Genomic DNA, 23,280 nt, shown 5'->3' on the forward strand with positions numbered 1-23,280 from the left:
CCGGGGTATCACCCCCGGCTTGGCTCCCCAGAGTGACGTCCCGGCTCGCACCGTCTTCCTACCTTCCCTCCGTCAGCGTCACGACGAGACGGAGGAGGCGGACGAATGGGTCGCTTCAGGAGCTTCAAGAGGGTCCTGACCACCGCCGTACTGACCACGCTCCTGGTCGGCGGCGCCGCCGGCTGGGCGTCGGCGAGCAGTGAGAGCGCGCCCGGCGGCCCGCTCCCCGGTACCGCCGCCTGGCTGGCGGACGACTCCCTCGGCAGGGAGCTGCCGGACCCCGCCACGGCCTCCCCGGCCGAGGTGGCGGCGTTCTTCGCCGGGCTGAGCGGCGCCCAGCGGCACGGACTCGTCGAGGATCATCCGACCGTCGTGGGCAACCTCGACGGCGTCCCCGTGCACCTCCGTTACGAGGCCAACGCGCCCGCGGGGGACCGGGTGCTGGCCTACGACCCGCGCGGGCGGGGGACGATCGCGCGGGTCGTGGGCGACCTGGAGAACGCCGCCCACGTCTCGGTGATCGTCCCGGGCTCGGACATCGACGCCTCGGCCTTCGACCGTACGGCGCAGCGTGCCGCCGATCTCCAGGCGGCGGCGGGCGACGACACGGCCGTCATCGCCTGGGCCGGGTACACCACGCCCTCCGGCATCGGCCCGGACCTGGCGACCGGGCGGCTCGCCGAGGCGGGCGCCGAGCGGCTGGTCCGTCTCACCGAGGGGCTGGACGCGGCCGGTCTGCCCGACCCCTCCCTCTTCTGCCACAGCTACGGCTCGGTGGTCTGCGGCCTCGCCGCCGACGACACCGACGCCGAGGACATCGTCGTCATGGGCTCGCCCGGCATGCGCGCCGACGACGTCGGCGACCTCGGCACCGACGCCCACGTCTGGGCGGCGAAGTCTCCCGACGACTGGATCGACCGCGTCCCCAACGTCGAGTTCCTGGGCCTCGGCCACGGCGCCGACCCCACCTCGCCCGGCTTCGGCGCGACCGTCCTGCCCGCCGACGACGTCCCGGCGCACGACGAGTACTTCGCGCCCGGCACGTCCACCCTGGCCGCGTTCGCGGCGATCGCGGACGGAGAGCTGGACGGAGAGCTGTCATGAGGGCGCTCACCAAGCTCGCGAAGTTCAGCACCGGGATCGACGAGCGGACCCCGGCCCACCGCGACCGTGCGATCGACGGCCTGCGCGCGCTGGCGCTGCTGGCCGTGCCCACCGGTCACTGGCTGGTCGGCGGCTTCACCCTCGACGGCGGCGGACTGCACAACGCCAGCCCGCTGGCCACGTTCGGCGCCTTGGCCCCGGCGAGCTGGATCCTCCAGATGCTGGGCATCTTCTTCCTGGTCGGCGGCTACTCCTCGTACCTCTCCTACCGGCGTCGCAAGGGGTCGGTCCGGGAGTGGACGGTCGGGCGGCTCAGGCGGCTGGGGCGTCCGGTCCTCGGTGTCACCGCCGTATGGGCGCTGCTGCTTCCCCTTCTGCACTACGGCCTCGGTGTGCCGGGCGACACCCTGCACACCGCCTCCACGCTGGTCGTCCAGCCGTTGTGGTTCGTCGGCGTCTACGCCGTGATCACGGCTCTCACGCCGTACTGCGTCCGCGCGTCCCGGCGCCTCGGGGCCTGGGCCGCGGCGCCGTTGGCCGGGTCCGTCGCGGTGGTCGACTTCCTGCGGTACGGGCCCTTCGCGGACGCGATGCCCTCCTGGCTGAGTCTGCTCAATCTGCTGCCGGGCTGGATGTTCGCCTACCAACTGGGCGTGTCCTGGGCGGACCGGCGGATCGGCCGGCGCGGGGCCTGGCTGCTGCTGGCGGGCGGTACGGCGCTGTTCGCCGTGCTGCTGCTCGCCTTCCACTACCCGATGTCGATGGTGGGCGTGCCCGGCGAGGCCCGGACCAACTCCCACCCGCCGTCCCTGCTGGTCCTGGCACTCGCGGCCGCCCAGTCCGGTGCGGCGATCCTGCTGCGCGACCGGCTGGCCCGGCTGCTGCGGCGGCCCGCCCTGTGGGCGCCGGTGGTGATCGTCAACCTGTCGGCGATGACGATCCTGTGCTGGCACCAGACGGCGATGCTCGCCGCCGCCGTCCCCGGCTCGTACTTCGGTGAGATCCCCGGGCTGACCGCCGTACCCGACACCGGCGGATGGGTCCTTGCGCGGCTGGCCTGGATGCCGCTCTTCGCGGGGCTGCTCGTGGCGATCGCGAAGTTCGCCCGGCCGCTGGAGGCCCCGTGGGACCGCACCGGCACGGCCCGGCGTGCGGCGGCGGCGGTGCTGGCGGCGGGCTTCGGCTACTTCGCGCTGGCGGCGTGAGCCGGCAACTCCCAGCGACCCGGCCCGACCCGACCCGGCCCGACCACCATCCCCGAGCACACCATCAAGGAGCCCCCATGCCCCCGCCCATGCCCCTGCCCCGAGAAGACGTCCCGGCGGACACCGGCAGTGAGTTCACGCCCCTGCTGCGCGTCGTCAAGGAGCAGCAGCTGCTCGAACGGCGCACCGGCTGGTACGCGCGCACCATAGCGGTCAACGCGCTGGGTCTCGCCGCCGTCGGCACCGGCATGGCGCTGCTCGGCGGCTCCTGGTGGGTGCTCGCGCTCGCGCCCGTCCTCGCCGTCCTGTGTGCCCGTACGGCGTTCGTCGGCCACGACGCGGGCCACGCCCAGATCAGCGGCAGCCGCGCCGTGAACCGCCGTATCGGACTCGTCCACGGCAATCTGCTGCTCGGCATGAGTTACGCGTGGTGGAACGACAAGCACAACCGCCACCACGCCAACCCGAACCACATCGACAAGGACCCCGACGTCGCCGCCGACGTCCTCGTGTTCACCAGCGGGCAGGCCGCCACGCGCACGGGCTTCCGCGGCCGGCTCACCCGGTACCAGGCGTGGCTGTTCTTCCCGCTGACCCTGCTCGAAGGCCTCGCCCTGAAGCTGCACGGCTTCCAGCACCTGCGGCGCCAGCAGGGCCGGGCGCGCCTGGTGGAGGGCGCGCTCCTGGTCGCCCACGTCGCCGGGTACGTCACCCTGCTCCTGACGACCATGCCGCTCGCGCACGCCCTCGTCTTCGCCGCGCTCCACCAGGCCCTGTTCGGGCTGCACCTGGGCATGGCCTTCGCGCCCAACCACAAGGGGATGGACATGCCCGACCCGGACCCCGACGCGGAGAAGTGGGGGCACCTGCGGCGCCAGGTCCTCACCTCCCGCAACATCCGGGGCGGCTTCCTCACCGACTGGTTCCTCGGCGGCCTCAACTACCAGATCGAGCACCACCTGTTCCCCAGCATGCCCCGCCCGCACCTCGGGCTCGCCCAGGCCGCGGTCAAGGCCCACTGCCGCGACCTCGGCATCCCCTACGCGGAGACCGGCCTCGTCGACTCCTACCGGCAGGCCCTGCGGCACATGCACGAGGTGGGAGAACCGCTGCGTGCCGACATCTGAGGAGCCGACGCCGTGCGCCCCTCCGGACGCCGTCGCGGCGCACACCGGGCACCTAGGCTGGTGCCCATGACCCCAGTGGAGGCGGAACGCCCGCGCGCGCTGCTCGCGGGCGCGTCGCGGCGGTGGGTGCGGCTGCTGCCGTGGGCCGTGGCGTTCGTGCTGTGCGTCGCGCTCCTGCCGACGACCATCGTGGTCCTCACCGCCGACTACGGGCTGAACGGGGGCCTCGCGAGCGCGCTGGCCGTCGCCCAGGCCGCCCCGCTGCTGCTCGCCGTCGTACGGCCGCTGCACGCCTGGTACGTGGTCTTCGCCGCGGACGTGGCCGGTGCGCTCGCCCTGCTCACCGTCGACTTCCAGGAGCGGCTGCTGTGGCCGTTCCCGCCCATGGAACTCGTCGGATACGTCGGCCTCTGCCTCGCCCTGGGCCTGCGCGAGCGGCGCCGCACGCTGCTGCTGGTGTGGCTGGCGACGGCGGGCGCCAACGTCGGCCTGGGGTTCGTCGCGCCCCACGGCACCGGCGCCAAGGACCTGTTGCTCACCATCCTCGGGGGCGTCGCGCTCCTGCTGGGCGGCGTGCTGCGCGAGCGGTACGAGGTGCAGCGCAGGCTGGTCGAGCAGGAGACGATCAGCGAGGCCGAGCGGGGCCGGCGGACGCTGCTGGAGGAACGCGCCCGCATCGCACGGGAGCTGCACGACGTGGTGGCGCACCACATGTCCGTCATCACCGTGCAGGCGGACACCGCGGAGTACCGCCTCGCGGCGCTGCCGCCGGACGTGCGGGAGGAGTTCACGTCCATCGCCGCGACCGCGCGGGAGTCGCTCGGCGAGATGCGACGCCTCCTCGGGGTGCTGCGCAACGAGGAGGCGCACGGCGAACTCGTGCCCCAGCCGGGCCTCGCACAGATCGGGCAGCTGGTGGAGGCGACGGCGCGGACGGGCGGGCCGGTGGAGTTCACTCCCTGCGACGCCGAGGTGCCGGAGGCGGTGGGCCTGTCGGCGTACCGGATCGTCCAGGAGGCCCTCGCGAACGTCGTACGGCACGCGCCCGGCGCCGCGACGCACGTGTCGCTGTCGGTGTCGGGGCCCAGCGACGGGCAGGGCGGGGAGCGGCTCACCGTCCTGGTCGTCAACGACCCGCCGCCCGAGCCGCCCGCCGGGCCGCTCGAAGTGGGCGGCACCGGGCACGGGCTGGTCGGCATGCGCGAGCGGGTAAGGCTCGTCGGCGGCACCCTCGACGTGGGGCCGCTGCCGGACGGCGGCTTCCGGGTCGCCGCACAACTCCCCCTGACGGAAGAGGAGACCACGTGACGACGCGCGTCATCATCGTCGACGACCAGGCCATGGTGCGGGCCGGCTTCGCCGCGCTGCTGGCCGCCCAGAGCGACATCGACGTGGTGGGCGAGGCCCCCGACGGCGCGCAGGGCGTCGAGCTGAGCCGGCGTACGCATCCGGACGTCGTCCTCATGGACGTGCGGATGCCCGAGATGGACGGGCTGGAGGCCGCGCGCCGGCTGCTGTCGCCCCCGCCGGGGGTGACCCACCGGCCGAGGGTGCTGATGCTCACCACGTTCGACGTCGACGACTACGTGTACGAGGCGCTGCGGGCGGGCGCCAGCGGCTTCCTGCTGAAGGACGCGCCGCCGGCCGACCTCATCGCGGCGGTCCGCGTCGTGGCCTCGGGCGACGCGCTGCTCGCGCCCTCCGTGACGCGCCGCCTGATCGCGGACTTCGCCAAACAGCGCCCCGCTGCCGCACGGGGCAAGCCCGCGCTGCGGCTCAAGGGGCTGACGGAACGCGAGACCGAGGTCCTCACCCTGGTCGCCCGCGGCCAGTCGAACACGGAGATCGCCCAGACCCTGGTGCTGGCCGAGCAGACGGTCAAGACGCACGTCAGCCGCGTCCTCACCAAGCTCGACCTGCGCGACCGCGCGCAGGCGGTGGTCTTCGCCTACGAGTCGGGGCTGGTGGCCCCGGGAGAGTAGGCCCGCCCGGCCGGTCCCGCGCACCCGGCCGCTCTCCTTCGCCCCCTACCGGGGTATCACCTCCACATTGGCTCCCGGGTATGACGCCCGGCGCCGAGCCGTCCCCGCACTCTTCACCTCGTCACCAAGACGCACGAAGCACGGACGAGGGAGACGGCACCATGAGGCTACGCAAGGGCAAGCGGCAGAAGGCGGACGACCGGGCGGGGGCGGACCACCGCCCCGAGGTCCCGGCCGCCACGCCCGGGCTCGCCGTCGAGCTGCGCGGGGTCCGGCGGCAGTACGGCCGCGGCGCGGGCACCGTGCACGCCCTCGCCGGCATCGACCTCGCCCTGCCGCGCGGCACCTTCACCGCCGTCATGGGCCCGTCCGGGTCCGGCAAGTCGACCTTCCTTCAGTGCGCCGCCGGGCTCGACCGGCCGTCGGCGGGATCGGTGCGCCTCGGCGGCACGGAGATCACCGGCATGAACGAGAACGAGCTGACCGAGCTGCGCCGCAGCCGCCTCGGCTTCGTCTTCCAGGCCTTCAACCTGCTGCCGTCGCTCACCGTGGAGCAGAACGTCCTGCTGCCCATGCGCCTGGCCGGGCAGCGCCAGGACCACCGCCGCGCGGCCGAGGTGCTCGCCCAGGTCGGGCTCGCCGACAAGGCACGGCGCCGGCCCGGCGAGCTGTCCGGCGGCCAGCAGCAGCGCGTGGCCGTCGCCCGCGCCCTGGTCACCGCCCCCGACGTGATCTTCGCCGACGAGCCCACCGGCGCCCTCGACACCGGCACCGCCGCCGAGGTCCTCGGCCTGCTCCGGCAGGCGGTGGACACCCTCGGCGCCACCGTCGTCATGGTCACCCACGACCCGGCCGCGGCCGCCTGGGCCGACCGGGTGCTGTTCCTCGCCGACGGGGCCTTCGCCGACCACCTGGAGCGGGGTTCGGCGGAGCAGATCGCGGCGCGGATGACCGCGCTCACCGGCCGGGCGCGGGCGATGGCCGGGGCGGGGGTGGCGGCATGAGCCTCAAGCCCAACGGCCTGGCCCGCGCGGCCGTACGTTTCAAGCCCGCCTCGTTCGCGGGCACGTTCGTCGCGCTGATGATGTCGGCGCTGATCGTCGCGGCCTGCGGTGTCCTGCTGGAGACCAGCCTCCGCGCCTCGGTGCCGGCCGAGCGGTACGCGAACGCACCGGTCGTCGCGGCGGCCGACCAGTCCGCTCGCGTCGTCGCCGACACCGTCGACGGTCCCGAGGAGACCGAGTACCCGCTGCCCGACACCGCCCGCGTGGACGCGGGGCTCGCGGCGAAGGCCGCCGAGGTGCCGGGCGCGGCCACCGCCGTACCGGACTTCACCTTCCCGGTGCACGGTGACGACTCGTCAGGCGGCGCGCTCACCGGCCACGGCTGGGGCTCGCACGCCTTCACCGGTACCGCGCTGTCGAAGGGCGCCGCACCGCACGCGGGCGAGGTCGTTTTCGGCGCGGACGCGGCCCGTACCGCCAAGGCGGGCGTCGGCGACACCGTCGTACTGGAGACGGCCGACGGCCGCGCCGACTTCCGGGTGTCCGGGCTGGCCGAGGCCGGTGCCGGGGACACCGCGGGCGAGGGGGCGGGCGGCGGGGCCACGGCCTGGTTCGCCGACGCCGAGGCGCCCGTGCTGGCCGGGCACCCCGGCCAGGCCGACGCCGTCGCCGTGATGGCGAAGGACGGGGTCGACCCGGACGCCCTCGCCGCCGCCGTGGAGAAGGCCCTCACCGGAACGGGCGTGCAGACGCTCACCGGGGACGACCGCGGCGAGGTCGAGGACCACGGGCTGGCGTACGGCAAGGAGACGCTCTTCGCGATCGGCGGTTCCTTCGGCGGGATCGCCACCCTGGTCGCGGTCTTCACCGCGGCCGGCACGGTCGCCCTCTCCGTGGGCCAGCGCACCCGCGAGTTCGCGCTGCTGCGTGCCGTCGGAGCCACCCCGCGGCAGATCCGCCGCGCGGTCGCCTCCGAGGCGCTCCTGGTCGCCCCGCTGGCCGGGCTGCTCGGCTGCCTGCCCGGCATCGGGCTCGCGCACTGGTGGTTCGGGCAGATGCAGGACCGCGGCGCGGTTCCCGAGGCGGTCGAACTGCACGTCTCGGGGTTCCCGCTGCTGGCCGCCGTCGGCGTCGGTCTGCTCACGGCGCTGGGCGCCGGCCTCGCGGCCGGGCGCAGGCCCGCGAAGATCAAGCCGGGGCAGGCGCTCGCCGAGGCCTCGGTGGAGCGGCTGCGGCCGGGTGTCGTCCGTACCGTCCTCGGTCTCGCCGCGGTCGGCGGCGGCTCGGCGCTCGCCGGTGTGGCGGCCTCCGCCGCCGGTTCCGACGCGGCCAACGCCTCCCTCGGCGTGGTCATGCTCTTCATGCTGGCCGTCGCGCTGCTCGGCCCGATCCTGGCCCGGGTGTGCGCGGCCCTCTTCGGCCTGCTGCTGCGCGGCGGTGACGCCTCCGCGTCGCTGGCCGCCGCCAACTCCCGCACCAACGCGCGCCGGCTGGCCTCCGCGATCACGCCGATCGTGCTGGCGATGGCCTTCGCCTCGACGCTGGTCTTCATGCACACGAGCGAGAGTCACGTCGCCTCGGAGCAGCTCCGCGACGGCATCACGGCCGACCACGTCGTCACCGCCCCGGCCGGCCTGCCCGCCGACGCCGCCGACCGGGCCGCCCGCGCGCCCGGCGTCGACGCGGCCGTGAGCCTGCTGGACACGCAGGTGCTGGTGCCCGTCCGGGGCGGCGGCGAGACGTCGCTCCAGGGGACGGCCACCCAGGGCATCTCGGGCTCCGGCGCCGAGCTCGCGAAGGTGCAGGACCTGGACGTGCGCGAGGGCAGCCTGGACCGCGTGGGCGAGGGCCGCATCGCCATCGACAGGACCCTCGCCACCGCCACGGACACCGGCCTCGGCGACAAGCTGTCGCTCTACCTCCCCGACGGCACGAAGGCCGCCCCGGAAGTCGTCGCCGTCTACGGCCGCGGCCTGGGCCTGCCGGCCGTGACCATGGACCGCGCCTCCCTGGACGGGCACGTCACGTCCGCCTTCGCCGACACCCTGCTGGTCAGCGGCGGCGACGCCGAGCCGCTCGCCCCCCTCGGCGAGGTCACCGACGCCTCCGGCTACGCGCTCGCACAGAACGTGGACCGCGAGTTCGGCGCCTGGGCCAACTACATGATGGCCGCCGTCCTGGGCGGCTTCGCCGCCGTCGCCGCGGTCAACACCCTGGTGATGACGGTCCTGGACCGCCGCCGCGAACTGAACACCCTCCGCCTCGTCGGCTCCACCCGGCGCCAGGTGCTGCGCATGCTGGGCTGGGAGAGCCTGCTGGTCTCGGCGGCGGGCGTGGCCCTGGGCACCGCCATCGCCATGATCACGCTGACCCCGATGATGCGCGGCCTGACCGGCGAGTTCCCGCACGTCCCGCCGCTGCTGTACGCCGCCTTCGCGGCAACCGCCGCAGCCCTCGGCCTGGCCGCCGTCACCCTCCCGGCCCGCACGGCCCTGCGCGACCGGGGTGCCTGACACCTCGACCGCCCGCGCGGACCCACCGGGCCACCCGACGAGGGCCCGCCGGCAGGCGTCCGGGTCGTGGTGGGTCGCGCGTCTCCCGTCCGGTCGGGGGACGCGCCCTGCCGGTCCGGTCGGGAGGCGCGTCGCGGCCGTGCTGACGGGTGTCTGCCGACGGGCCCCGGGGAGCACCTCCTCCCGAGGGCCCGCCGGCAGGCGTCCGGGTCGTGGTGGGTCGCGCGTCTTCCGTCCGGTCGGGGGACGCGCCCTGCCGGTCCGGTCGGGGGGCGCGTCGCGGCCGTGCTGACGGGTGTCTGCCGGCGCGCCCCCGCCCGCCCGGTCGGCGGCGGTCCAGTGGCCCCGACCGAGCGCCCCGCCCGCCTGGTAGCCGCCCGTCCGGCGGCCCCGGCCCGCCCCCAGTCATCGGGTCACCCCGCTCTCAGCCCGTCCGCCGGAGGTGTGCGCAGGGCGTGGCGGGTGGGGAGTTCGGTCGTGAGGTACGACGTCAGCGCCACCGTCGCCGCCACCGCCGGGAGGAGCCAGGCGGGGCCCGCCGGCCAGGGGCGGCCGAGGAAGCCCTGGCCGAGGAGGGCCAGGGGGAGGGCGGACAGCAGGAGGCCGGAGACGAGGGCCGCGGCGGCGATCACCGTGGCCTCGCGGCGCATCATCGCGCGGATCTGCCGGGGCGTCGTGCCGACCAGGCGCAGCGCGGCGATCTCCGTCCGGCGCTGGGCGGTGGCGGCGACCAGCTTGTTGGCGATGCTCAGCAGCAGATAGCCGAGGAGCACCACGACCACCGCCAGGTTGATCCACACCTCGGGCGGCGCGTCCGCGCCGGTGGTGTCCGCGGCGGTGCTCGCGAGGGCGAGGCCGGGGCGGCCGGCGGCCAGCGCGGTGAGGCCCGCCCCGGCCCTGGACGTGCCGTCGGTGCGGACCAGGGCCCGCTGGTCCAGGCCGGTCGTGGTGTGCCCGGCGGCCAGTTGGCGGGAGAGGACGACCGGGCCGAAGCCTAGCCCCCGGTCGTACACGGCGACCACCCGGGCCTCGACGCGCGCCCCGTCGCCGAGCACCAGGCGCACCCGCTTGCCGACCCCGGCGTCACGGGTGCGGGCGGCCTCGGCGCTGACGGCGACCGTCGCCCCGGTCAGCCGGTCCAGGCCGCCGTCCCGCACGCCGAGGTCGAGGACGTCCCCGGCGTCCGGCGTGAGGATCATCGCCGAGGCGGACTCGACCGCGGGCTCGCCCAGCTCCTCGTACTCCCACACCACCGTGGTCGTCCCGGCCGGCGCCGCGGCCCGTACGCCGGGCACGTCCCGCACGGCAGACAGGGTGCCGTCGGGCAGCCCGCCCAGCGCCGGTGCCGTCAGCTCGTACTGCGCGAGCGTGCCGGTGCGGGTGTCGTCGGAGGTGGCGGCCAGCACCGTGGTCTGGGTGAGCGTGTACGTCAGGACGAAGACGATGCCCATGGCCAGCGGGCTGACCACACCCGACAGCCGCAGCGCGTAGGCCCGTACGTTGGACAGCGCCAGCCACGTCGGCGCCGCGACCCCGGGCCGCAGCCGTCGTACGGCGGCCTCGCCCGCGCTCCTGACCAGCGCCGGGCCGCACAGCGCCAGCCCGATCGCGGCGAGGATGCCCGCGATGGAGGTGACCGAGGCGCCGAGGACCGTCCGGGACAGCAGCGGCACCACCGAGAGAGCGCAGGCGCCGAGGATCAGCAGCAGCCCGGCCCCGGTCCGTGCCCGCGACGGGGTGCGCGGCTCGCTGCGCGACTCGGCGACCGCCTCGGTGGCCGGCATCCGCGAGGTGCGCCAGGCCGCGCACCGGGCGGAGAGCTGCACGGCCGCCGCGATCAGGAGCACCGTGGCGAGGGCGGGCAAGGGACTGACGGTGAGGGGGAGTTCGGACGGGAGTACGTCGCGGTCGGCCAGCAGCTCCCGGAAGTGGCCCGCCAGCAGGTAGCCGGCCGCCACGCCCGGCACCAGGGCGAGGGCCGCGACGACCGTCGACTGCCCGGCGGCCAGCCGCCGGATCTGCTTCGGCGTCGCGCCGACCGCCCGCATCAGCGCCAGGTCGCGGCGCTGCCCGGCGATGGTCACGCCCAGCGCCCCCGCGACGACGAACCCGGTGATCAGCAGCACGATCCCGCCGAGCGAACCGGCGAGCAGGATCAGCAGCGAGCGCGCCGAACCCACGCCCGGCGCCACCGCCTCGCCCCGGTCCGCGCCGGTGGTCACCCGGAGACCTGTGCCCGCGACCTCCTCGCGGACGGCGGCGGCCACCCGCGCCCCGGCACCGTCGGCGGCCCGCAGGCCGATCAGGTCGACGGTCCCCGCGCGCGGGCCCTGGCCCCCGGCGTCGCGCCCGGCCAGCGCGGCGGCCGTCCCGTCCGCGAACCAGACGCCGCCGTCCGCACCCGGGGCGTCGACCAGCGCGGAGATCCGGTAGGCGGTGGCGGGGCGGCCGCCCGCCACGATCCGGACCCGGTCGCCCACCGCGAGGCCCGCCGCGTCGGCCGCCGCCGCGTCCACGGCGACCCCCTTCGCACCGGATGGCACCCGCCCCTCGACGCGCGCGCCCGCCAGCAGCCGGGTCGAGGACCAGCCGTGACCCGCCGTCCCCGGGTTCTGGGCGACGGGGACGGGCCGTCCGCGCCCGTCGAGGAGAGCCGCCGGGAAGCCGATGTCGCCGACGGCCGCGGTGACGCCGGGCAGCGCGGCCAGCCGGTCGACGAGCGAGCCCGGGACCGTGGCCCGCTCGGGCAGCGCGACCGGCAGGTCCCCGCTCGGGTGGAACTCCTGGTCGGCGGCGACCACGACGTCCGCGCCGCCGAGCCGCCCGGGCGGCAGCTGCGAACGCAGCCCGGACTCGGCGAGCACGCCGGTGGTGGTGATCAGGGCCGCGCCGCCCAGCACCGCGCACGCCACGGCGAGCAGTGCGGTGATCCGGTGCGCGGCCATCCGCAGGGCGAGGTGCAGCATGCCTACCGCTCCCCCAACGCGACGAGACGCTCGGCCAGTTGCGGGGCCGTCGGCCGCTCCAGGGCCTCGACCACCCGGCCGTCGGCCATCACCAGCGCCCGGTGGGCGCGGGCCGCGGCGGCCGGGTCGTGGGTGACCATGACCACCGTCTGGCCGAGGTCGTCGACGAGATCGCGCAGCAGGCCGAGCACCTGGTGGGCGCTGCGCAGGTCGAGCGCGCCGGTCGGCTCGTCCGCGAAGACGACGGCGGGCCTGGCCGCCAGCGCCCGTACGACGGCGGCCCGTTGCTGCTGGCCGCCGGACAGCTCGGCCGGACGGTGCGACAGCCGGTCGGCCAGCCCCACCCGTTCGGTCAGCGTGCGCAGCCAGTCCCGGTCCGGGCGCCGACCGGCCAGCCGCAGCGGCAGCGTGATGTTGTCCTCGACGCTGAGCGAGGGGATGAGGTTGTACGCCTGGAACACGAACCCGACGCGTTCGCGGCGCAGTTCGGTACGGCGGGTCTCGTTCAGGCCGGAGATCTCCCGCCCGTCGATGCGGACGCTGCCGGAGGTGGGGGAGTCCAGCCCGGCGGCGCAGTGCATCAGGGTGCTCTTGCCGGAGCCCGAGGGCCCCATCACGGCGAGGAACGTGCCGCGCTCCACGGTCAGCGACACCTCGTCGAGTGCGCGGACACCGCCCGGGTAGGTCCGGGCGACCCGGTCCAGCGCGATGGCGGGCGCCCGGCGCGCGGTGACGGTCGCGGCGGGGACGGCGGTGCTCATCGCCGCCCCCGCAGGCCGCGTACGACGAGGGCGCCGGCGGCGAGGACGGTGACCACACCGCTGGCCAGGTGGAGCGGGGCGGCGGCCCCGGTGAAGGAGAGGGCCATGTTGGCGACCGCGCTGAGCACCACGACGGCCCACAGCAGCGCACGCACGACGTCCCCGCGGGAGACGGCGTCCGGGCCGTCGCCGTGGGCGGTGGGGATGGTCCGGGCTGTGCCCAGGCGGTAGGGGTCCTGGTGGTCCTGGCGGTCCTGGTGCGTCATGGCTGCGGCCTCCGTCGGCGTCGCTCTCGGTCGTCTCCGACGCTAGGGAGCGAGACCCCCCGCGGCCGATCCCGTGGGCCGCCCGGTCCGGGGTACAGCAGGCTGTACTTTCCGGCTCCGCACCCGCCGAAGGCCCGTCCGGCGGCATAGGGTCGGGCACGCCGTACGCACGCCGTACGCACGCCGTAAGCACGCCGGAGCGGTGCGTACGGCCCGGAGGGGAGGCAGAGGGATGACGGTCCCGGTCGCGTCCGTGCGGGAGACCGCCGTACGGACCCTGCGCGCCGCCCGTGCCGCGACGGGGCAGCTCGTCGGCGGGCTCGGTACGGCGTTCCAGGGGCTGGGCGTGCTGGTGCTGCTGGCGGTGGCCGCCGTGACCGCGCCGGCCGGCGTGGGGCTGCTGCTCGCCCCCGGCGCACTGCGGGCCCTGCACGCGCTGGCCCGCCGGGAACGCGAACGCCTGGCCGGCCGGGGCATCGAGATCGTCCCGCCCGACCCGCCGCCCACCCGGCTGCGGCTGGCCCTGGCCGACCCCACCACCCGGCGCGAGCTGGGCTGGCTGGTCCGGCACGCCACCCTGGGGTTCCTGCTGGGCCTGCTCGGCCTTCTGCTGCCGCTGTGCGCCGTCCGGGACACCACCTTCCCGCTGTGGTGGCGGCTGAGCCCCGGGGACGCGACGACCACGTCCATCGGCATCGGCACCGCCCACAGCTGGCCGGACGCGCTCGCGGCGGTGCTGCTGGGCGTGGGCTGGACCGCGATCGTCCTGGGCCTCGGCCCGGGCATGGCACGCCTTCAGGCCGCCCCGGCCCGGCGGCTGCTGGTGGCGGGCCCGGACACGGACCTGTCCCTGCGGGTGGCCGAACTGACCGCGACCCGGGCCGCGGCCCTGGACGCGCACGCCACCGAGCTGCGCCGGATCGAACGGTCCCTGCACGACGGCGCGCAGAACCGGCTGGTGTCGGTGACGGTGCTGCTGGGCGCGGCACGCCGGATGGCGGCGCGGGACCCGGCGGGCGCCGACGAACTGCTGGAGCGGGCGCAGTCCGCCGCCGAGCAGGCGCTGGCGGAGCTGCGTTCGGTGGCCCGCGGCATCCTGCCGCCGGTCCTGGCCGACCGGGGCCTCGCCGGCGCGCTGTCGGGCCTCGCGGCGGACTGCGGGGTGCCGTGCCGCGTCGAGGCCGACGTGCCCGAGCGGTGCGCGGCCTCCGTCGAGGCGACGGCGTACTTCGTGGTGGCCGAGGCACTCACCAACATCGCGAAACACAGCGGCGCCGCCCACGCCTCGGTCACGGCCCGGGCCCGTGGCGGCCGGCTGCGCCTGCTGATCGAGGACGACGGCCGGGGCGGCGCCGACGAGGAAGGCGGCTCGGGCCTGACCGGCATTCGCCGCCGCGTCGCGGCCCTGGACGGCACCCTCCACCTGACCAGCCCACCCGGCGGCCCCACCACCCTGGACGTGGACCTTCCCTGCGGGCGGTGACCCACCCGGATCGGGGCGGGGGGCCGGGAGCGCCCTGGGTCCGACCGGGGTCTGTGGCCGTGTCGCAGTGTTGGACGCCCTCCCGGGCCTGACCAGCCGGCCCGGCGGCCCCACCACCCTGGACGTGAGACCCCCCTGCGGGCGGTGACCCACCGGGACGGGGCCGGGGGTCGGGGTGCCTCGGGTCCGACCGGCATCCGCCGCCGCGTCGCGGGGTTGGACGGTCCCCCGCTGGGCCTGTCCAGCCGGCCCGGCGGCCCCACCACCCTGGACGTGGACCTTCCCTGCGGGCGGTGACCCATCGGGACGGGGCCCGGGGCCGGGAGTACCGTGGAGGGACCGGGGGAATTCCGTGCACCGGACCCGACACCGGTGCCGCTCCCGGCGATCGACGACACCGGGCCGGGCCCGCCGAGCCCGGGGCAGGACTCGCCTCATGACGGTGCACGTGCCGGTGCGGCCGGCGACCACAGAGCCTCACGAGCGGCCCGCCGGCACCCACCGGCCGGGCCCGCGGCGGCCGGGGCCGGTACAGCGCTCCTCGCCGCAGGCCGGGGAGCGGCTGCGGCCACTGACCCGGCGTCAGATCGAGGACCGGTTCGCCGAGCTGGGCGACCTGTACGCGCAGACCTCCGGCGGCGGCCCCCGGGCGTGGAACGTGGCCCGGGGCGCCTTCCTGCGCCGGCTGGCCGCCGACGTACGGCGTCCGGGCTTCGGCCTGCTGATAGCGGAGACCACCGTCCTGGCCGGCTGCGCCTACGGCTACCCCGTGCCCGGCGGCGACCCGCGCGGCGTGCGGGGTCTGGAGCGGTACCTGACCGGGAGCGTGCTGCCCGTCGCCGCGTCGGGCAGGCTCTTCCTGGTCTCCGGGATCGTCGTCCCGGCCCGGGTGCGCCGGGAGCACCACGACCGGGCCTGGAACCTCGCCCGCCGCCTGCAGGCCCGCCTGCTCGCCGAGCACGACGCCGCCCTCGGCGTCACGCTGGTGGACCGAGCCGACGGCGCGACCGTACGGGCGCTGCGTTCCTGGGGCTGGCGCTACGCGGAGGGCGACACCCTCCAGTCGTCCGTGCTCGGCCCGTACGGCGTCCTGGTCCTCGGGCCCTGAGCGACACCGCGTGGTGGGTGGAAATCCCGACCCCGTTGAAACATATATTCGTTCAGAGCGGGAATAAATTCCGGCGCGAAAAATACCGATCTCTGTCGGCGATTTCTTACCGGGTTGTCGATTCATTTCGTGCTAGGCTGGACATCAGTTGCAGTTGTGGTTGCCATTTGTGTTACCGGGTTTCCGGGCAGGTGATCATCGCGGCGATGGGGGGCTCGCACAGTGCGGGCCTTCAACACTGCCTAGGAGAAAAAAGCATGGCTTCCGGTACCGTGAAGTGGTTCAACGCCGAAAAGGGCTTCGGTTTCATCGCGCAGGACGGCGGCGGCGCCGACGTCTTCGCCCACTACTCGAACATCGCCACCCAGGGCTTCCGCGAGCTCCAGGAGGGCCAGCGGGTGAACTTCGACGTCACGCAGGGCCAGAAGGGCCCGCAGGCGGAGAACATCGTTCCCGCGTAACACCACGCGTGTCGAGGGCCCGCACCGCACGGTGCGGGCCCTTCGTGTGTTCACCAGCCGGTCGCCACCAGGTGGTTCAGGAGCAGCGCCAGTACCGCCTGCGCCGTCAGCCAGCCGCGCGGCCGGGTGAGGAACGCGCAGGCCGCAAGGAGCCACAGGGCGAAGGGGAGCCAGATGCGTTCCGTCTCCGCCTTGCTCATGCCGGACAGGTCGGCGGCCAGCAGGGCCAGCAGCCCGGCGGCCACGAGGACCGCCAGACGGACCTCCCCGGCCCGCCCCTCGTCCGCCCCCACCTTGTCCGCCCGCACGCCCTCGGCGCGCCGCCGGACCAGTACGCCCCCGGCCCGCCGCAGTCCCGCCACCGTCGCCAGGCCCGTGATGAGCACCGTGCAGGCGAGGTTGGCCCACACCCAGTACGCGTAGGGGCGGACACCGGCCGCGCCCTCGTAGTACCGGGTGACCAGCAGGTGGTACGCCTCCCACCAGTCGAACCCGGCCGCCGTGAACGCCACCGGCACCACCGCCGCCCCCGCCAGCAGCGGCACGAACAGCACCGGCCGCGCCCGCACCCCGCGCCGGCCGAGCAGGAGCACCGCCGCCGCGACCACCGCGAACAGCGTCAGGCCGTACGAGAGATAGCAGGTCAGCCCGAAGAGCAGCCCCGAGCCCGCCGCCCACCACAGCGAGCGCCCGGTGACCGCGAGGGCCAGCAGCGCCACCGCCCAGGCGGCGACCGCCGCGAAGCAGCCGTCGGCGGACGTGCCCATCCACACCGCCGCCGGTGCCAGGGCCAGGAACGGCGCCGCCCGCCGGGCGAGCCGTTCGCCCGCCAGGGTCCGCACCGCGACCAGCACCGCCACGCAGCCCGTCGCGCCCACCGTGATGGTCAGGGCCCCGGCCCAGCCCCCGCCGCCGAGCCCGATCCGGTCCAGCAGTACGTAGCCGAGCGTGGCCCCGGGCGGGTGACCGGCGACGTGGGCGGGCCAGTTGTCGGGGGAGTGGAGCAGGATGTGCCCGTTGAAGTCGCGCAGGGTCGCGGGGATGTCGTGCCAGCGGTCGATGACCGAGAGGTACTCCTGGCGCGTGGTGAGCCGTCCGGCGATGCCGCGTTCCCAGCCGTCGACCAGGGCCAGCGACCAGGTCCAGGCCATCGCCGTGCCCCAGGCCGCGGGCAGCAGCGCGCGCCACGGCAGCCGGGCGGCGACGGCCGGGCCGTACGCCACCGCCCCCACCGCCACCAGGACGGCCGCCGGGGTGCCGGGGCCCAGGTGCGGGTCCCAGCGGCCCAGCAGGGGCGGCCAGCCGACGATCAGGTCGTCGTAGGTGTACACGTACCGGCCGACCAGGACGGCGGCCGTCACGAGCAGCACGGCGGCCGCTGCGGCGTACAGGTCGCGCGGGACGGCGCGCGGGCGGGTCTCGGTCACCCCGGCACCGTAGGCCGGGAGATCACACGACGGGCGGTGCGCACGGCGGACGTCAGCGTTTCGTCATGGGTCGCGGACCGTTCCGGCGGCCGGTCCCGGCCTACGGTCGGGACATGCGCGACCTCGCCCCACGGCTCCCCTCCTCCCCGGGTTTCTGGCGCAGCCCGCTGCGCGGCCCCCGGTTCACCTCGGTGCTCGGCCTCGTCCTGCTCGTCGGCATCACGGTGCTGTTCGTGACGGGACTGGTGTCCTACGCCGCCTACAACCCCGATCTGGCGCCGGTCAACGACAAGACCCCGGACAAGGGGATCCTCGGCTTCTACCTCTTCGCCTGGCCGACCGACCCGCCCTGGCTGTACCGGCTCACCCAGGGCGTGCACGTCACTCTCGGGCTGACCCTGATCCCGGTGCTGCTGGCCAAACTGTGGTCGGTGGTGCCGAGGCTGTTCACGCTGCCGCCGGTCCGCTCGCTCGCCCACGCGCTGGAGCGGATCTCGCTGCTGCTGCTGGTCGGGGGCGCGCTGTTCGAGTTCGTGACCGGCGTGCTCAACATCCAGCTGGAGTACCTGTTTCCCGGCTCCTTCTACCCGCTGCACTTCTACGGTGCCTGGGTCTTCTTCGCCGCGTTCGTCGCCCACGCCGTGCTGAAGACGCCGCAGGCGCTGCGCAACCTCCGGGCGATGCGCGAGGAGCGGGAGGAGCGCGAGGAGCGGGAGGAGCGGGGCGAACGGGAGGAGTTGGACGACCTGGTCTCCCCGCGCCCGGCCGCGCCCACCGTCACGCGGCGCGGGGCGCTGTGGTTCGTCGGGGGCGGCTCACTGCTGATGTTCGCCACCAACGCCGGGCGCAGCTTCGACGGGCCGTTGCGGGCCACGGCCGTGCTCTCCCCGCACGGCGGGCCCGAACCGGGCGGCGGGCCGAACGGGTTCCAGATCAACAAGACCGCCGCCCACGTGGGCATCGACCCGGCCGAGACGGGCGAGGACACCTGGCGGCTCGTTGTCACCGGGCGCTCGGGGACCGTCCGGTTCAGCCGGGCCGAGCTGCTCGCCATGGAGCAGCACAGCGTGGCCCTTCCCATCGCCTGCGTCGAGGGCTGGTCGACGTCCGACCAGTGGTGGCGCGGCGTGCGGCTGCGGGACCTCGCCGCCCGCGTGGGCCACGAGGACGACCCGCCGGACGTGTTCGTCGAGTCCCTCCAGCGGCGCGGCGCCTTCCGCAGCGGGGCCCTGCGCGCCAACCAGGTGGCCGACCCGCGTTCCCTGCTCGCCCTGTTCGTCAACGGCGAGGAACTGAGCCCGGACCACGGCCACCCGGCCCGGATCATCGTGCCCGCCGCGCCCGGCGTGCTGAACACCAAGTGGGTGGCGCGGATGACGTTCGGAGACCTCCGATGAAGCTCGTGCGCAGGCCGTCGCGGCCGGGGCGGCCGTCGGCGCCGCGGCGCGTGGTCGGCAGCCCCTTCCAGATCCTCCTGCTGGCCTGCTCCTTCGCGCTCGCGGGCTACGCGGGCGTGCGGCTGCTCGCCGGCGACTGGCTCGGCGTGGTCCTCTGGTTCGTGGGAGCGGCGCTCCTGCACGACCTGGTGCTGCTGCCGCTGTACGCGGTGCTGGACCGGGCGGTCACGGGCGGTCTCGGCGCGGCCCGCCACCGGGAGTGGACCTCGTACGTCCGGTTCCCCGCGGCCTTCTCCGGGCTGCTCCTGCTCGTGTGGTTCCCGCTGATCGGCGGCCGGGTCGACGCGAGCTACGCGGGGGTCACCGGGCTGTCGGCGGACGGCTTCCTCACCCGCTGGCTGCTGATCACGTCGGCGCTGTTCGGCGGCTCGGCGCTGCTGCTCGCCCTGCGGCTGCTGCGCAGCGCGACGAAGCGGCGCTCCCCCGAGGTCCACTGACCGGCGGTCCGCCAGCCGGCGGCGCCCGCGCGGCGCAGCAGGGCGCGGGTGCCGATCCGCGCCCAGGGGAAGGGGCTGCCGGGCGCCGCGTGGCCGTCGGTGACGTCGACGAGCTGCACGTGGACGCGTTCGTCGACGTCGGCCGGGGCCGTCTCGGCGATCAGCAGACCGCCGGGCGCGAGCAGGGCGGCGACGCGGCCGAGCAGGGCGTGGGGGTCGCCGCCGATGCCGACGTTGCCGTCCATGAGGAGCACGGTGTCCCAGCGTCCCTCGCCGGGCAGCGGCTCGAACACGGAGCGCCGCAGCGACTGCCCCCCGAGCCCCACGGTGCGGGACACGGCGGCCTCGCTGACGTCGATGCCGAGGACGGTGCGGCCCCGGGCGGCGAGTTCGGCCACCAGCCGGCCGGGGCCGCAGCCCACGTCGAGCACGGCCCCCTCGCACCGGTCGAGGACGTCCAGGTCGACGGCGTCGGCCCGCGCGCACCAGCGCTCCACCTCCAGCGGCAGCAGCCAGCCGTCGGTGCGGCGCAGGAACAGCGGCCCGTGTCCCGACCGCAGGGCGGCGGCGTAGGGGTCGGAGGTCTCCCAGGCGGGGGCGGGGGACGGCCTGCCGGGCGCGAGTCGCGCGGCGCCCTTCACCGGCTCGCCCGCCGCCGGTCCGCGGCCGGTGCGCAGGCCGCCAGCCGGGCGGCGAACCGGCCGCCCGGGGCGAGGGCGGCGACGGCGCGGGCGTCGGCCGCGGTGTCGACGTCGCGCAGCGGCGGCAGCTCCCGCACCCGCAGCCCCGCCGTCAGGAGCCGCTCGCGCTGCACGGCCCCGGTCACCGGCGTCGACATGGGCACCCCACGCAGCAGCGCGGGTTCGGGCCGGGCCAGGCCCAGTGCCCAGAAGCCGCCGTCCTCGGCCGGGCCGAAGTACGCGTCGCAGTCGCGGAAGTCCACGTCGAGGAGGTCGGGCGTCACCTGCGGGGTGTCCATCCCGATCAGCAGGGCGGGCCCCGCACACCCGGCGAAGGCGTCCGCGAGCCGTTCGTCGAGCCCGCCCGCGATCTGCGGTACGACGTCGAAGCCGGGCGGCAGCCACGGGCCCGGGGCGCCGTCGAGCACCAGGACCCGGCGCCGCGCGGGCGTCGCGGCCACGGCGGCCAGGGTGTCGGCGAGGGCCGCCTCGGCCAGCGCGGCCGCCTCGGCGGGCGTGAAGGGCGGGGTGAGCCGGGTCTTGACCCGGCCGGGTCGCGGTTCCTTGGCGATGACGAGGAGGGTGGTCGTGGCGGTCACCTCGGGCTCCCCTCACGGATCTGGCCGCGGGCCGGCGGCTCGGCCAGCACGCGGCGCATGTCCCGTACCGCGTGCCAGGTGCCGCGCCAGGTCCCGGTCACCTTCGAGGCGCCGGTGCGGGGCAGGTACGGGACGTCGTGCTCGGTGATCCGCCAGCCCGCGTCGGCGGCCCGCACCACCATCTGCAGCGGGTAGCCGCTGCGCCGGTCGGTGAGGCCGAGGCCGAGCAGCCGTTCGCGGCGGGCGGCGCGCAGCGGGCCGAGGTCGTGCAGCCGCAGGCCGGTGCGGCGGTGCAGCATCCGGGCGAGGGCGAGATTGCCCGCGCGGGCGTGCGCGGGCCAGGCGCCCCTGGTCTGCGGCCGTCGGCGGCCGAGCACCAGGTCGCAGACCCCGGCGCGGACCTCGTCCACGAAGGGGATCAGCAGCGACGGATCGAGGGAGGCGTCGCAGTCGCAGAAGCAGACGACGTCGGCGGTCGCGGCTCTCAGTCCGGCGTGGCAGGCGGCGCCGAAACCGCGGCGCGGCTCGGTCACGACCGTGGCGCCGAGCGAGCGGGCGAGGTCCGCCGAGCCGTCGGTGGAGCCGTTGTCGACGACGAGCGCACGCCAGCCGGCCGGGACACGGGCCAGGACCCAGGGGAGGGCTTCGGCCTCGTTCAGGCAGGGGAGTACGACGTCGACGTCGGGAGCGGGCGAGGTGGTCACGGCGTTCACCCTACGAACCGGAACCGGACGAATCGGGCTTCCACTCCTTACGAAACACGGACGTCGCGCACCCGGCCCCGCCCGGGAGGGCCGCCGGCGAGGCGACGGTGCGAGGCTGGCTGCATGCACCAGCAGCCCCACGAGCCCGCTCCGACGGACACGTCCCCCGACGCACCCCCGGACGGCCCCGCGCGGATTCTCGTCGTGGACGACGATCCCACCGTCGCGGAGGTCGTGGCCGGGTATCTCGACCGGGCCGGTTACCGTGTCGACCGGGCCGGGGACGGTCCGGACGCGCTCGCTCGGGCCGCCGGGCACCGGCCCGACCTGGTGGTGCTGGACCTGATGCTGCCCGGCATGGACGGCCTGGAGGTGTGCCGTCGGTTGCGGAGCCAGGGGCCCGTGCCGGTCATCATGCTGACCGCCCGGGGCGACGAGGACGACCGCGTCCTCGGACTGGAGGTCGGCGCCGACGACTACGTGACCAAGCCGTTCAGCCCGCGGGAGCTGGTGCTGCGGGTGGAGTCCGTCCTGCGCCGCACCCGGCCCGCCCCGGCACCGCGCCCGCCGTCCGCGGCCGGTCTGACCGCCGACCCGACCGCCCGCAGGGCCACCAAGGACGGCGCCGGACTGGCCCTGACCCTGCGCGAGTTCGATCTCCTCGTCTTCTTCCTGCGGCATCCGGGGCGGGCGTTCGCCCGGGAGGAGCTGATGCGCGAGGTGTGGGGCTGGGACTTCGGGGACCTGTCCACCGTCACCGTCCACGTCCGCCGGCTGCGCGGCAAGGTCGAGGACGATCCGGCCCGGCCCCGGCTGATCCAGACGGTGTGGGGCGTGGGCTACCGCTTCGACCCCGCGGGCCGGGAGGCGGACTGACCGTGCACGCCACCCTCCTCATCGCCCTCTACGCCTTCGCGGGCGCCGCCGCCACCGGTCTGGTGGGCGCGGCCGTGCTGCGGCTGATCCGGCGGCGCTCACTGACCGCGTCCCTCGCCGTGGTGGCCGCGGTCGCCGTCCTCGCGATGCTCGCGGGCACGCTGGCCGTCGCCTGGGCGATGTTCCTGTCCCCGCACGACCTGTCCGTCGTCACGACCGTCGTGGCGATGGCGGCCGTCGTCTCCCTGGCCACCGCGCTGCTGCTGGGCCGCTGGGTGGTCGCCCGCAGCCGCGAACTGGCGGCCGCGGCACGCTCGTTCGGCGACGACGGGGACTACGCCGCCCCCAGCACCCCGGCCACCGCCGAACTGGACGCGCTCAGCCGCGAACTGGCGGCCACCAGCGCCCGGCTCGCCCAGTCCCGCGAGCGGGAACGCGCCCTGGAGACCTCCCGGCGCGAGCTGGTCGCCTGGATCTCGCACGACCTGCGTACCCCGCTGGCCGGGCTGCGCGCCATGTCCGAGGCGCTGGAGGACGGGGTCGCCGCCGACCCCGACCGCTACCTGCGGCAGATCCGCGCCGAGGTGGAACGCCTCAACGACATGGTCGGCGACCTCTTCGAACTCTCCCGCATCCACGCCGGCACCCTCGTCCTCGCCCCGGCCCGCATCTCGCTCTACGACCTGGTCGGCGACGCCCTCGCGGGCGCGGACCCGCTCGCGCGCGAGCGGGGCGTACGGCTGGTCGGCGACGCCGTGGCGGCCGTACCGGTCGAGGTGGACGGCAAGGAGATGAGCCGGGTCCTGGGCAACCTGCTGGTCAACGCGATCCGCCGCACCCCGGCCGACGGCACGGTCGCGGTCGCCGCCGAGCGGTCCGCCGACGGCGTGGTGGTCTCCGTGACCGACGGCTGCGGCGGCATCCCCGAGGAGGACCTGCCGCGGGTCTTCGACACCGGCTGGCGCGGCACCCACGCCCGTACGCCCCCGGCCGGGGCGGGTCTGGGCCTCGCCATCGTCCGCGGCATCGTCGAGGCCCACCGGGGCCGGGCCACGGTCCGCAACATCCCCGGCGGCTGCCGCTTCGAGGTGACCCTGCCGCCGGCGGAGGCCTGAGGACC

The 23,280-nt window shown here is 75.8% G+C and carries 20 protein-coding genes; 13 read left to right on the plus strand and 7 right to left on the minus strand.

Features of this window, described 5'->3' with window-relative positions; all coding sequences use genetic code 11:
* Positions 1 to 105: 105 nt before the first annotated feature.
* From ACZ7MF_RS27710 to ACZ7MF_RS27740, 7 genes are all read left to right on the plus strand, one after another.
* Positions 106 to 1,104, plus strand: coding sequence for an alpha/beta hydrolase (locus ACZ7MF_RS27710; RefSeq protein ID WP_471480654.1), 999 nt, complete (start codon positions 106 to 108; stop codon positions 1,102 to 1,104).
* Positions 1,101 to 2,309: an acyltransferase family protein gene (locus ACZ7MF_RS27715; RefSeq protein WP_471480656.1), complete on the plus strand. Its 1,209-nt coding sequence runs from the start codon at positions 1,101 to 1,103 to the stop codon at positions 2,307 to 2,309. Before ACZ7MF_RS27710 ends, ACZ7MF_RS27715 begins: the two co-directional genes overlap by 4 nt.
* Positions 2,310 to 2,398: 89 nt before the next feature.
* Positions 2,399 to 3,436, plus strand: a complete 1,038-nt coding sequence (locus ACZ7MF_RS27720; protein ID WP_471481207.1) for a fatty acid desaturase family protein — start codon at positions 2,399 to 2,401, stop codon at positions 3,434 to 3,436.
* A 66-nt stretch (positions 3,437 to 3,502) separates the two neighbouring features.
* Entirely contained in the window at positions 3,503 to 4,744 is a 1,242-nt protein-coding gene (locus tag ACZ7MF_RS27725) for a sensor histidine kinase (protein ID WP_471480658.1), read from the plus strand.
* Entirely contained in the window at positions 4,741 to 5,418 is a 678-nt protein-coding gene (locus tag ACZ7MF_RS27730; RefSeq protein WP_471480660.1) for a response regulator, read from the plus strand. The genes ACZ7MF_RS27725 and ACZ7MF_RS27730 overlap by 4 nt, the downstream gene beginning before the upstream one ends.
* A 161-nt stretch (positions 5,419 to 5,579) precedes the next feature.
* Positions 5,580 to 6,422: an ABC transporter ATP-binding protein gene (locus ACZ7MF_RS27735; protein WP_471480662.1), complete on the plus strand. Its 843-nt coding sequence runs from the start codon at positions 5,580 to 5,582 to the stop codon at positions 6,420 to 6,422.
* Positions 6,419 to 8,935, plus strand: a complete 2,517-nt coding sequence (locus ACZ7MF_RS27740) for an ABC transporter permease (protein WP_471480664.1) — start codon at positions 6,419 to 6,421, stop codon at positions 8,933 to 8,935. The genes ACZ7MF_RS27735 and ACZ7MF_RS27740 overlap by 4 nt, the downstream gene beginning before the upstream one ends.
* 413 nt (positions 8,936 to 9,348) lie before the next feature.
* On the opposite strand, the gene ACZ7MF_RS27745 is transcribed toward ACZ7MF_RS27740, so the two are convergent.
* Genes ACZ7MF_RS27745 through ACZ7MF_RS27755 form a run of 3 tightly spaced genes read right to left on the minus strand, consistent with a single transcriptional unit; the run spans position 9,349 to position 12,928 of the window.
* Positions 9,349 to 11,901, minus strand: a complete 2,553-nt coding sequence (locus ACZ7MF_RS27745) for an FtsX-like permease family protein (protein WP_471480667.1) — start codon at positions 11,899 to 11,901, stop codon at positions 9,349 to 9,351.
* Between the two features lie 2 nt (positions 11,902 to 11,903).
* Positions 11,904 to 12,662, minus strand: coding sequence for an ABC transporter ATP-binding protein (locus tag ACZ7MF_RS27750; protein WP_471480669.1), 759 nt, complete (start codon positions 12,660 to 12,662; stop codon positions 11,904 to 11,906).
* Complete coding sequence (locus ACZ7MF_RS27755) at positions 12,659 to 12,928, minus strand: hypothetical protein (protein ID WP_471480671.1); 270 nt, start codon at positions 12,926 to 12,928, stop codon at positions 12,659 to 12,661. The genes ACZ7MF_RS27750 and ACZ7MF_RS27755 overlap by 4 nt, the downstream gene beginning before the upstream one ends.
* A 232-nt stretch (positions 12,929 to 13,160) precedes the next feature.
* On the opposite strand from ACZ7MF_RS27755, the gene ACZ7MF_RS27760 reads away from it, so the two are divergent.
* The 3 genes from ACZ7MF_RS27760 to ACZ7MF_RS27770 all read left to right on the plus strand — a co-directional run bounded on the left by ACZ7MF_RS27760 (position 13,161) and on the right by ACZ7MF_RS27770 (position 15,980).
* Positions 13,161 to 14,411, plus strand: a complete 1,251-nt coding sequence (locus tag ACZ7MF_RS27760; RefSeq protein WP_471480673.1) for a sensor histidine kinase — start codon at positions 13,161 to 13,163, stop codon at positions 14,409 to 14,411.
* A gap of 436 nt (positions 14,412 to 14,847) precedes the next feature.
* A complete protein-coding gene (locus tag ACZ7MF_RS27765) occupies positions 14,848 to 15,519 on the plus strand; it encodes a hypothetical protein (protein ID WP_471480676.1) in 672 nt (223 codons plus the stop codon).
* Positions 15,520 to 15,776: 257 nt separating this feature from the next.
* Complete coding sequence (locus ACZ7MF_RS27770) at positions 15,777 to 15,980, plus strand: cold-shock protein (protein ID WP_003975194.1); 204 nt, start codon at positions 15,777 to 15,779, stop codon at positions 15,978 to 15,980.
* Between the two features lie 50 nt (positions 15,981 to 16,030).
* On the opposite strand, the gene ACZ7MF_RS27775 is transcribed toward ACZ7MF_RS27770, so the two are convergent.
* The gene (locus tag ACZ7MF_RS27775; protein ID WP_471480679.1) at positions 16,031 to 17,407 is read right to left on the minus strand and encodes a hypothetical protein; all 1,377 of its coding nucleotides are present in this window, start codon (positions 17,405 to 17,407) and stop codon (positions 16,031 to 16,033) included.
* Between the two features lie 113 nt (positions 17,408 to 17,520).
* On the opposite strand from ACZ7MF_RS27775, the gene ACZ7MF_RS27780 reads away from it, so the two are divergent.
* Positions 17,521 to 18,804 carry a molybdopterin-dependent oxidoreductase gene (locus ACZ7MF_RS27780; RefSeq protein WP_471480681.1) on the plus strand — a complete coding sequence of 428 codons (1,284 nt, stop codon included), beginning with the start codon at positions 17,521 to 17,523 and terminating at the stop codon, positions 18,802 to 18,804.
* A gap of 349 nt (positions 18,805 to 19,153) precedes the next feature.
* Here ACZ7MF_RS27780 and ACZ7MF_RS27785 read toward each other — a convergent pair whose 3' ends face one another.
* From ACZ7MF_RS27785 to ACZ7MF_RS27795, 3 genes are read right to left on the minus strand one after another with little or no spacing between them, the layout of a single operon-like run.
* A complete protein-coding gene (locus tag ACZ7MF_RS27785) occupies positions 19,154 to 19,942 on the minus strand; it encodes a class I SAM-dependent methyltransferase (RefSeq protein WP_471480683.1) in 789 nt (262 codons plus the stop codon).
* Positions 19,939 to 20,580, minus strand: coding sequence for a TIGR04282 family arsenosugar biosynthesis glycosyltransferase (locus ACZ7MF_RS27790; protein ID WP_471480686.1), 642 nt, complete (start codon positions 20,578 to 20,580; stop codon positions 19,939 to 19,941). The genes ACZ7MF_RS27785 and ACZ7MF_RS27790 overlap by 4 nt, the downstream gene beginning before the upstream one ends.
* The gene (locus ACZ7MF_RS27795) at positions 20,577 to 21,293 is read right to left on the minus strand and encodes a glycosyltransferase family 2 protein (protein ID WP_471480688.1); all 717 of its coding nucleotides are present in this window, start codon (positions 21,291 to 21,293) and stop codon (positions 20,577 to 20,579) included. Before ACZ7MF_RS27795 ends, ACZ7MF_RS27790 begins: the two co-directional genes overlap by 4 nt.
* A gap of 114 nt (positions 21,294 to 21,407) precedes the next feature.
* On the opposite strand from ACZ7MF_RS27795, the gene ACZ7MF_RS27800 reads away from it, so the two are divergent.
* Together ACZ7MF_RS27800 and ACZ7MF_RS27805 are read left to right on the plus strand one after the other, a co-directional pair.
* Complete coding sequence (locus ACZ7MF_RS27800) at positions 21,408 to 22,160, plus strand: response regulator transcription factor (protein ID WP_471480690.1); 753 nt, start codon at positions 21,408 to 21,410, stop codon at positions 22,158 to 22,160.
* A gap of 2 nt (positions 22,161 to 22,162) precedes the next feature.
* On the plus strand, positions 22,163 to 23,275 hold the full coding sequence (locus tag ACZ7MF_RS27805; RefSeq protein WP_388518944.1) for a sensor histidine kinase: 1,113 nt from the start codon (positions 22,163 to 22,165) through the stop codon (positions 23,273 to 23,275).
* Positions 23,276 to 23,280: the final 5 nt, after the last annotated feature.

This window comes from Streptomyces sp. NPDC111628, assembly GCF_055635195.1.

Coding starts and splice junctions, on each gene's coding strand:
- ACZ7MF_RS27780 (WP_471480681.1), top strand. CDS start 17,521: ATGCGCGACCTCGCCCCACGGCTCCCCTCCTCCCCGGGTTTCTGGCGC.
- ACZ7MF_RS27800 (WP_471480690.1), top strand. CDS start 21,408: ATGCACCAGCAGCCCCACGAGCCCGCTCCGACGGACACGTCCCCCGAC.
- ACZ7MF_RS27765 (WP_471480676.1), top strand. CDS start 14,848: ATGACGGTGCACGTGCCGGTGCGGCCGGCGACCACAGAGCCTCACGAG.
- ACZ7MF_RS27740 (WP_471480664.1), top strand. CDS start 6,419: ATGAGCCTCAAGCCCAACGGCCTGGCCCGCGCGGCCGTACGTTTCAAG.
- ACZ7MF_RS27735 (WP_471480662.1), top strand. CDS start 5,580: ATGAGGCTACGCAAGGGCAAGCGGCAGAAGGCGGACGACCGGGCGGGG.
- ACZ7MF_RS27770 (WP_003975194.1), top strand. CDS start 15,777: ATGGCTTCCGGTACCGTGAAGTGGTTCAACGCCGAAAAGGGCTTCGGT.
- ACZ7MF_RS27710 (WP_471480654.1), top strand. CDS start 106: ATGGGTCGCTTCAGGAGCTTCAAGAGGGTCCTGACCACCGCCGTACTG.
- ACZ7MF_RS27755 (WP_471480671.1), bottom strand. CDS start 12,928: ATGACGCACCAGGACCGCCAGGACCACCAGGACCCCTACCGCCTGGGC.
- ACZ7MF_RS27750 (WP_471480669.1), bottom strand. CDS start 12,662: ATGAGCACCGCCGTCCCCGCCGCGACCGTCACCGCGCGCCGGGCGCCC.
- ACZ7MF_RS27720 (WP_471481207.1), top strand. CDS start 2,399: ATGCCCCTGCCCCGAGAAGACGTCCCGGCGGACACCGGCAGTGAGTTC.
- ACZ7MF_RS27715 (WP_471480656.1), top strand. CDS start 1,101: ATGAGGGCGCTCACCAAGCTCGCGAAGTTCAGCACCGGGATCGACGAG.
- ACZ7MF_RS27760 (WP_471480673.1), top strand. CDS start 13,161: ATGACGGTCCCGGTCGCGTCCGTGCGGGAGACCGCCGTACGGACCCTG.
- ACZ7MF_RS27725 (WP_471480658.1), top strand. CDS start 3,503: ATGACCCCAGTGGAGGCGGAACGCCCGCGCGCGCTGCTCGCGGGCGCG.
- ACZ7MF_RS27745 (WP_471480667.1), bottom strand. CDS start 11,901: ATGCTGCACCTCGCCCTGCGGATGGCCGCGCACCGGATCACCGCACTG.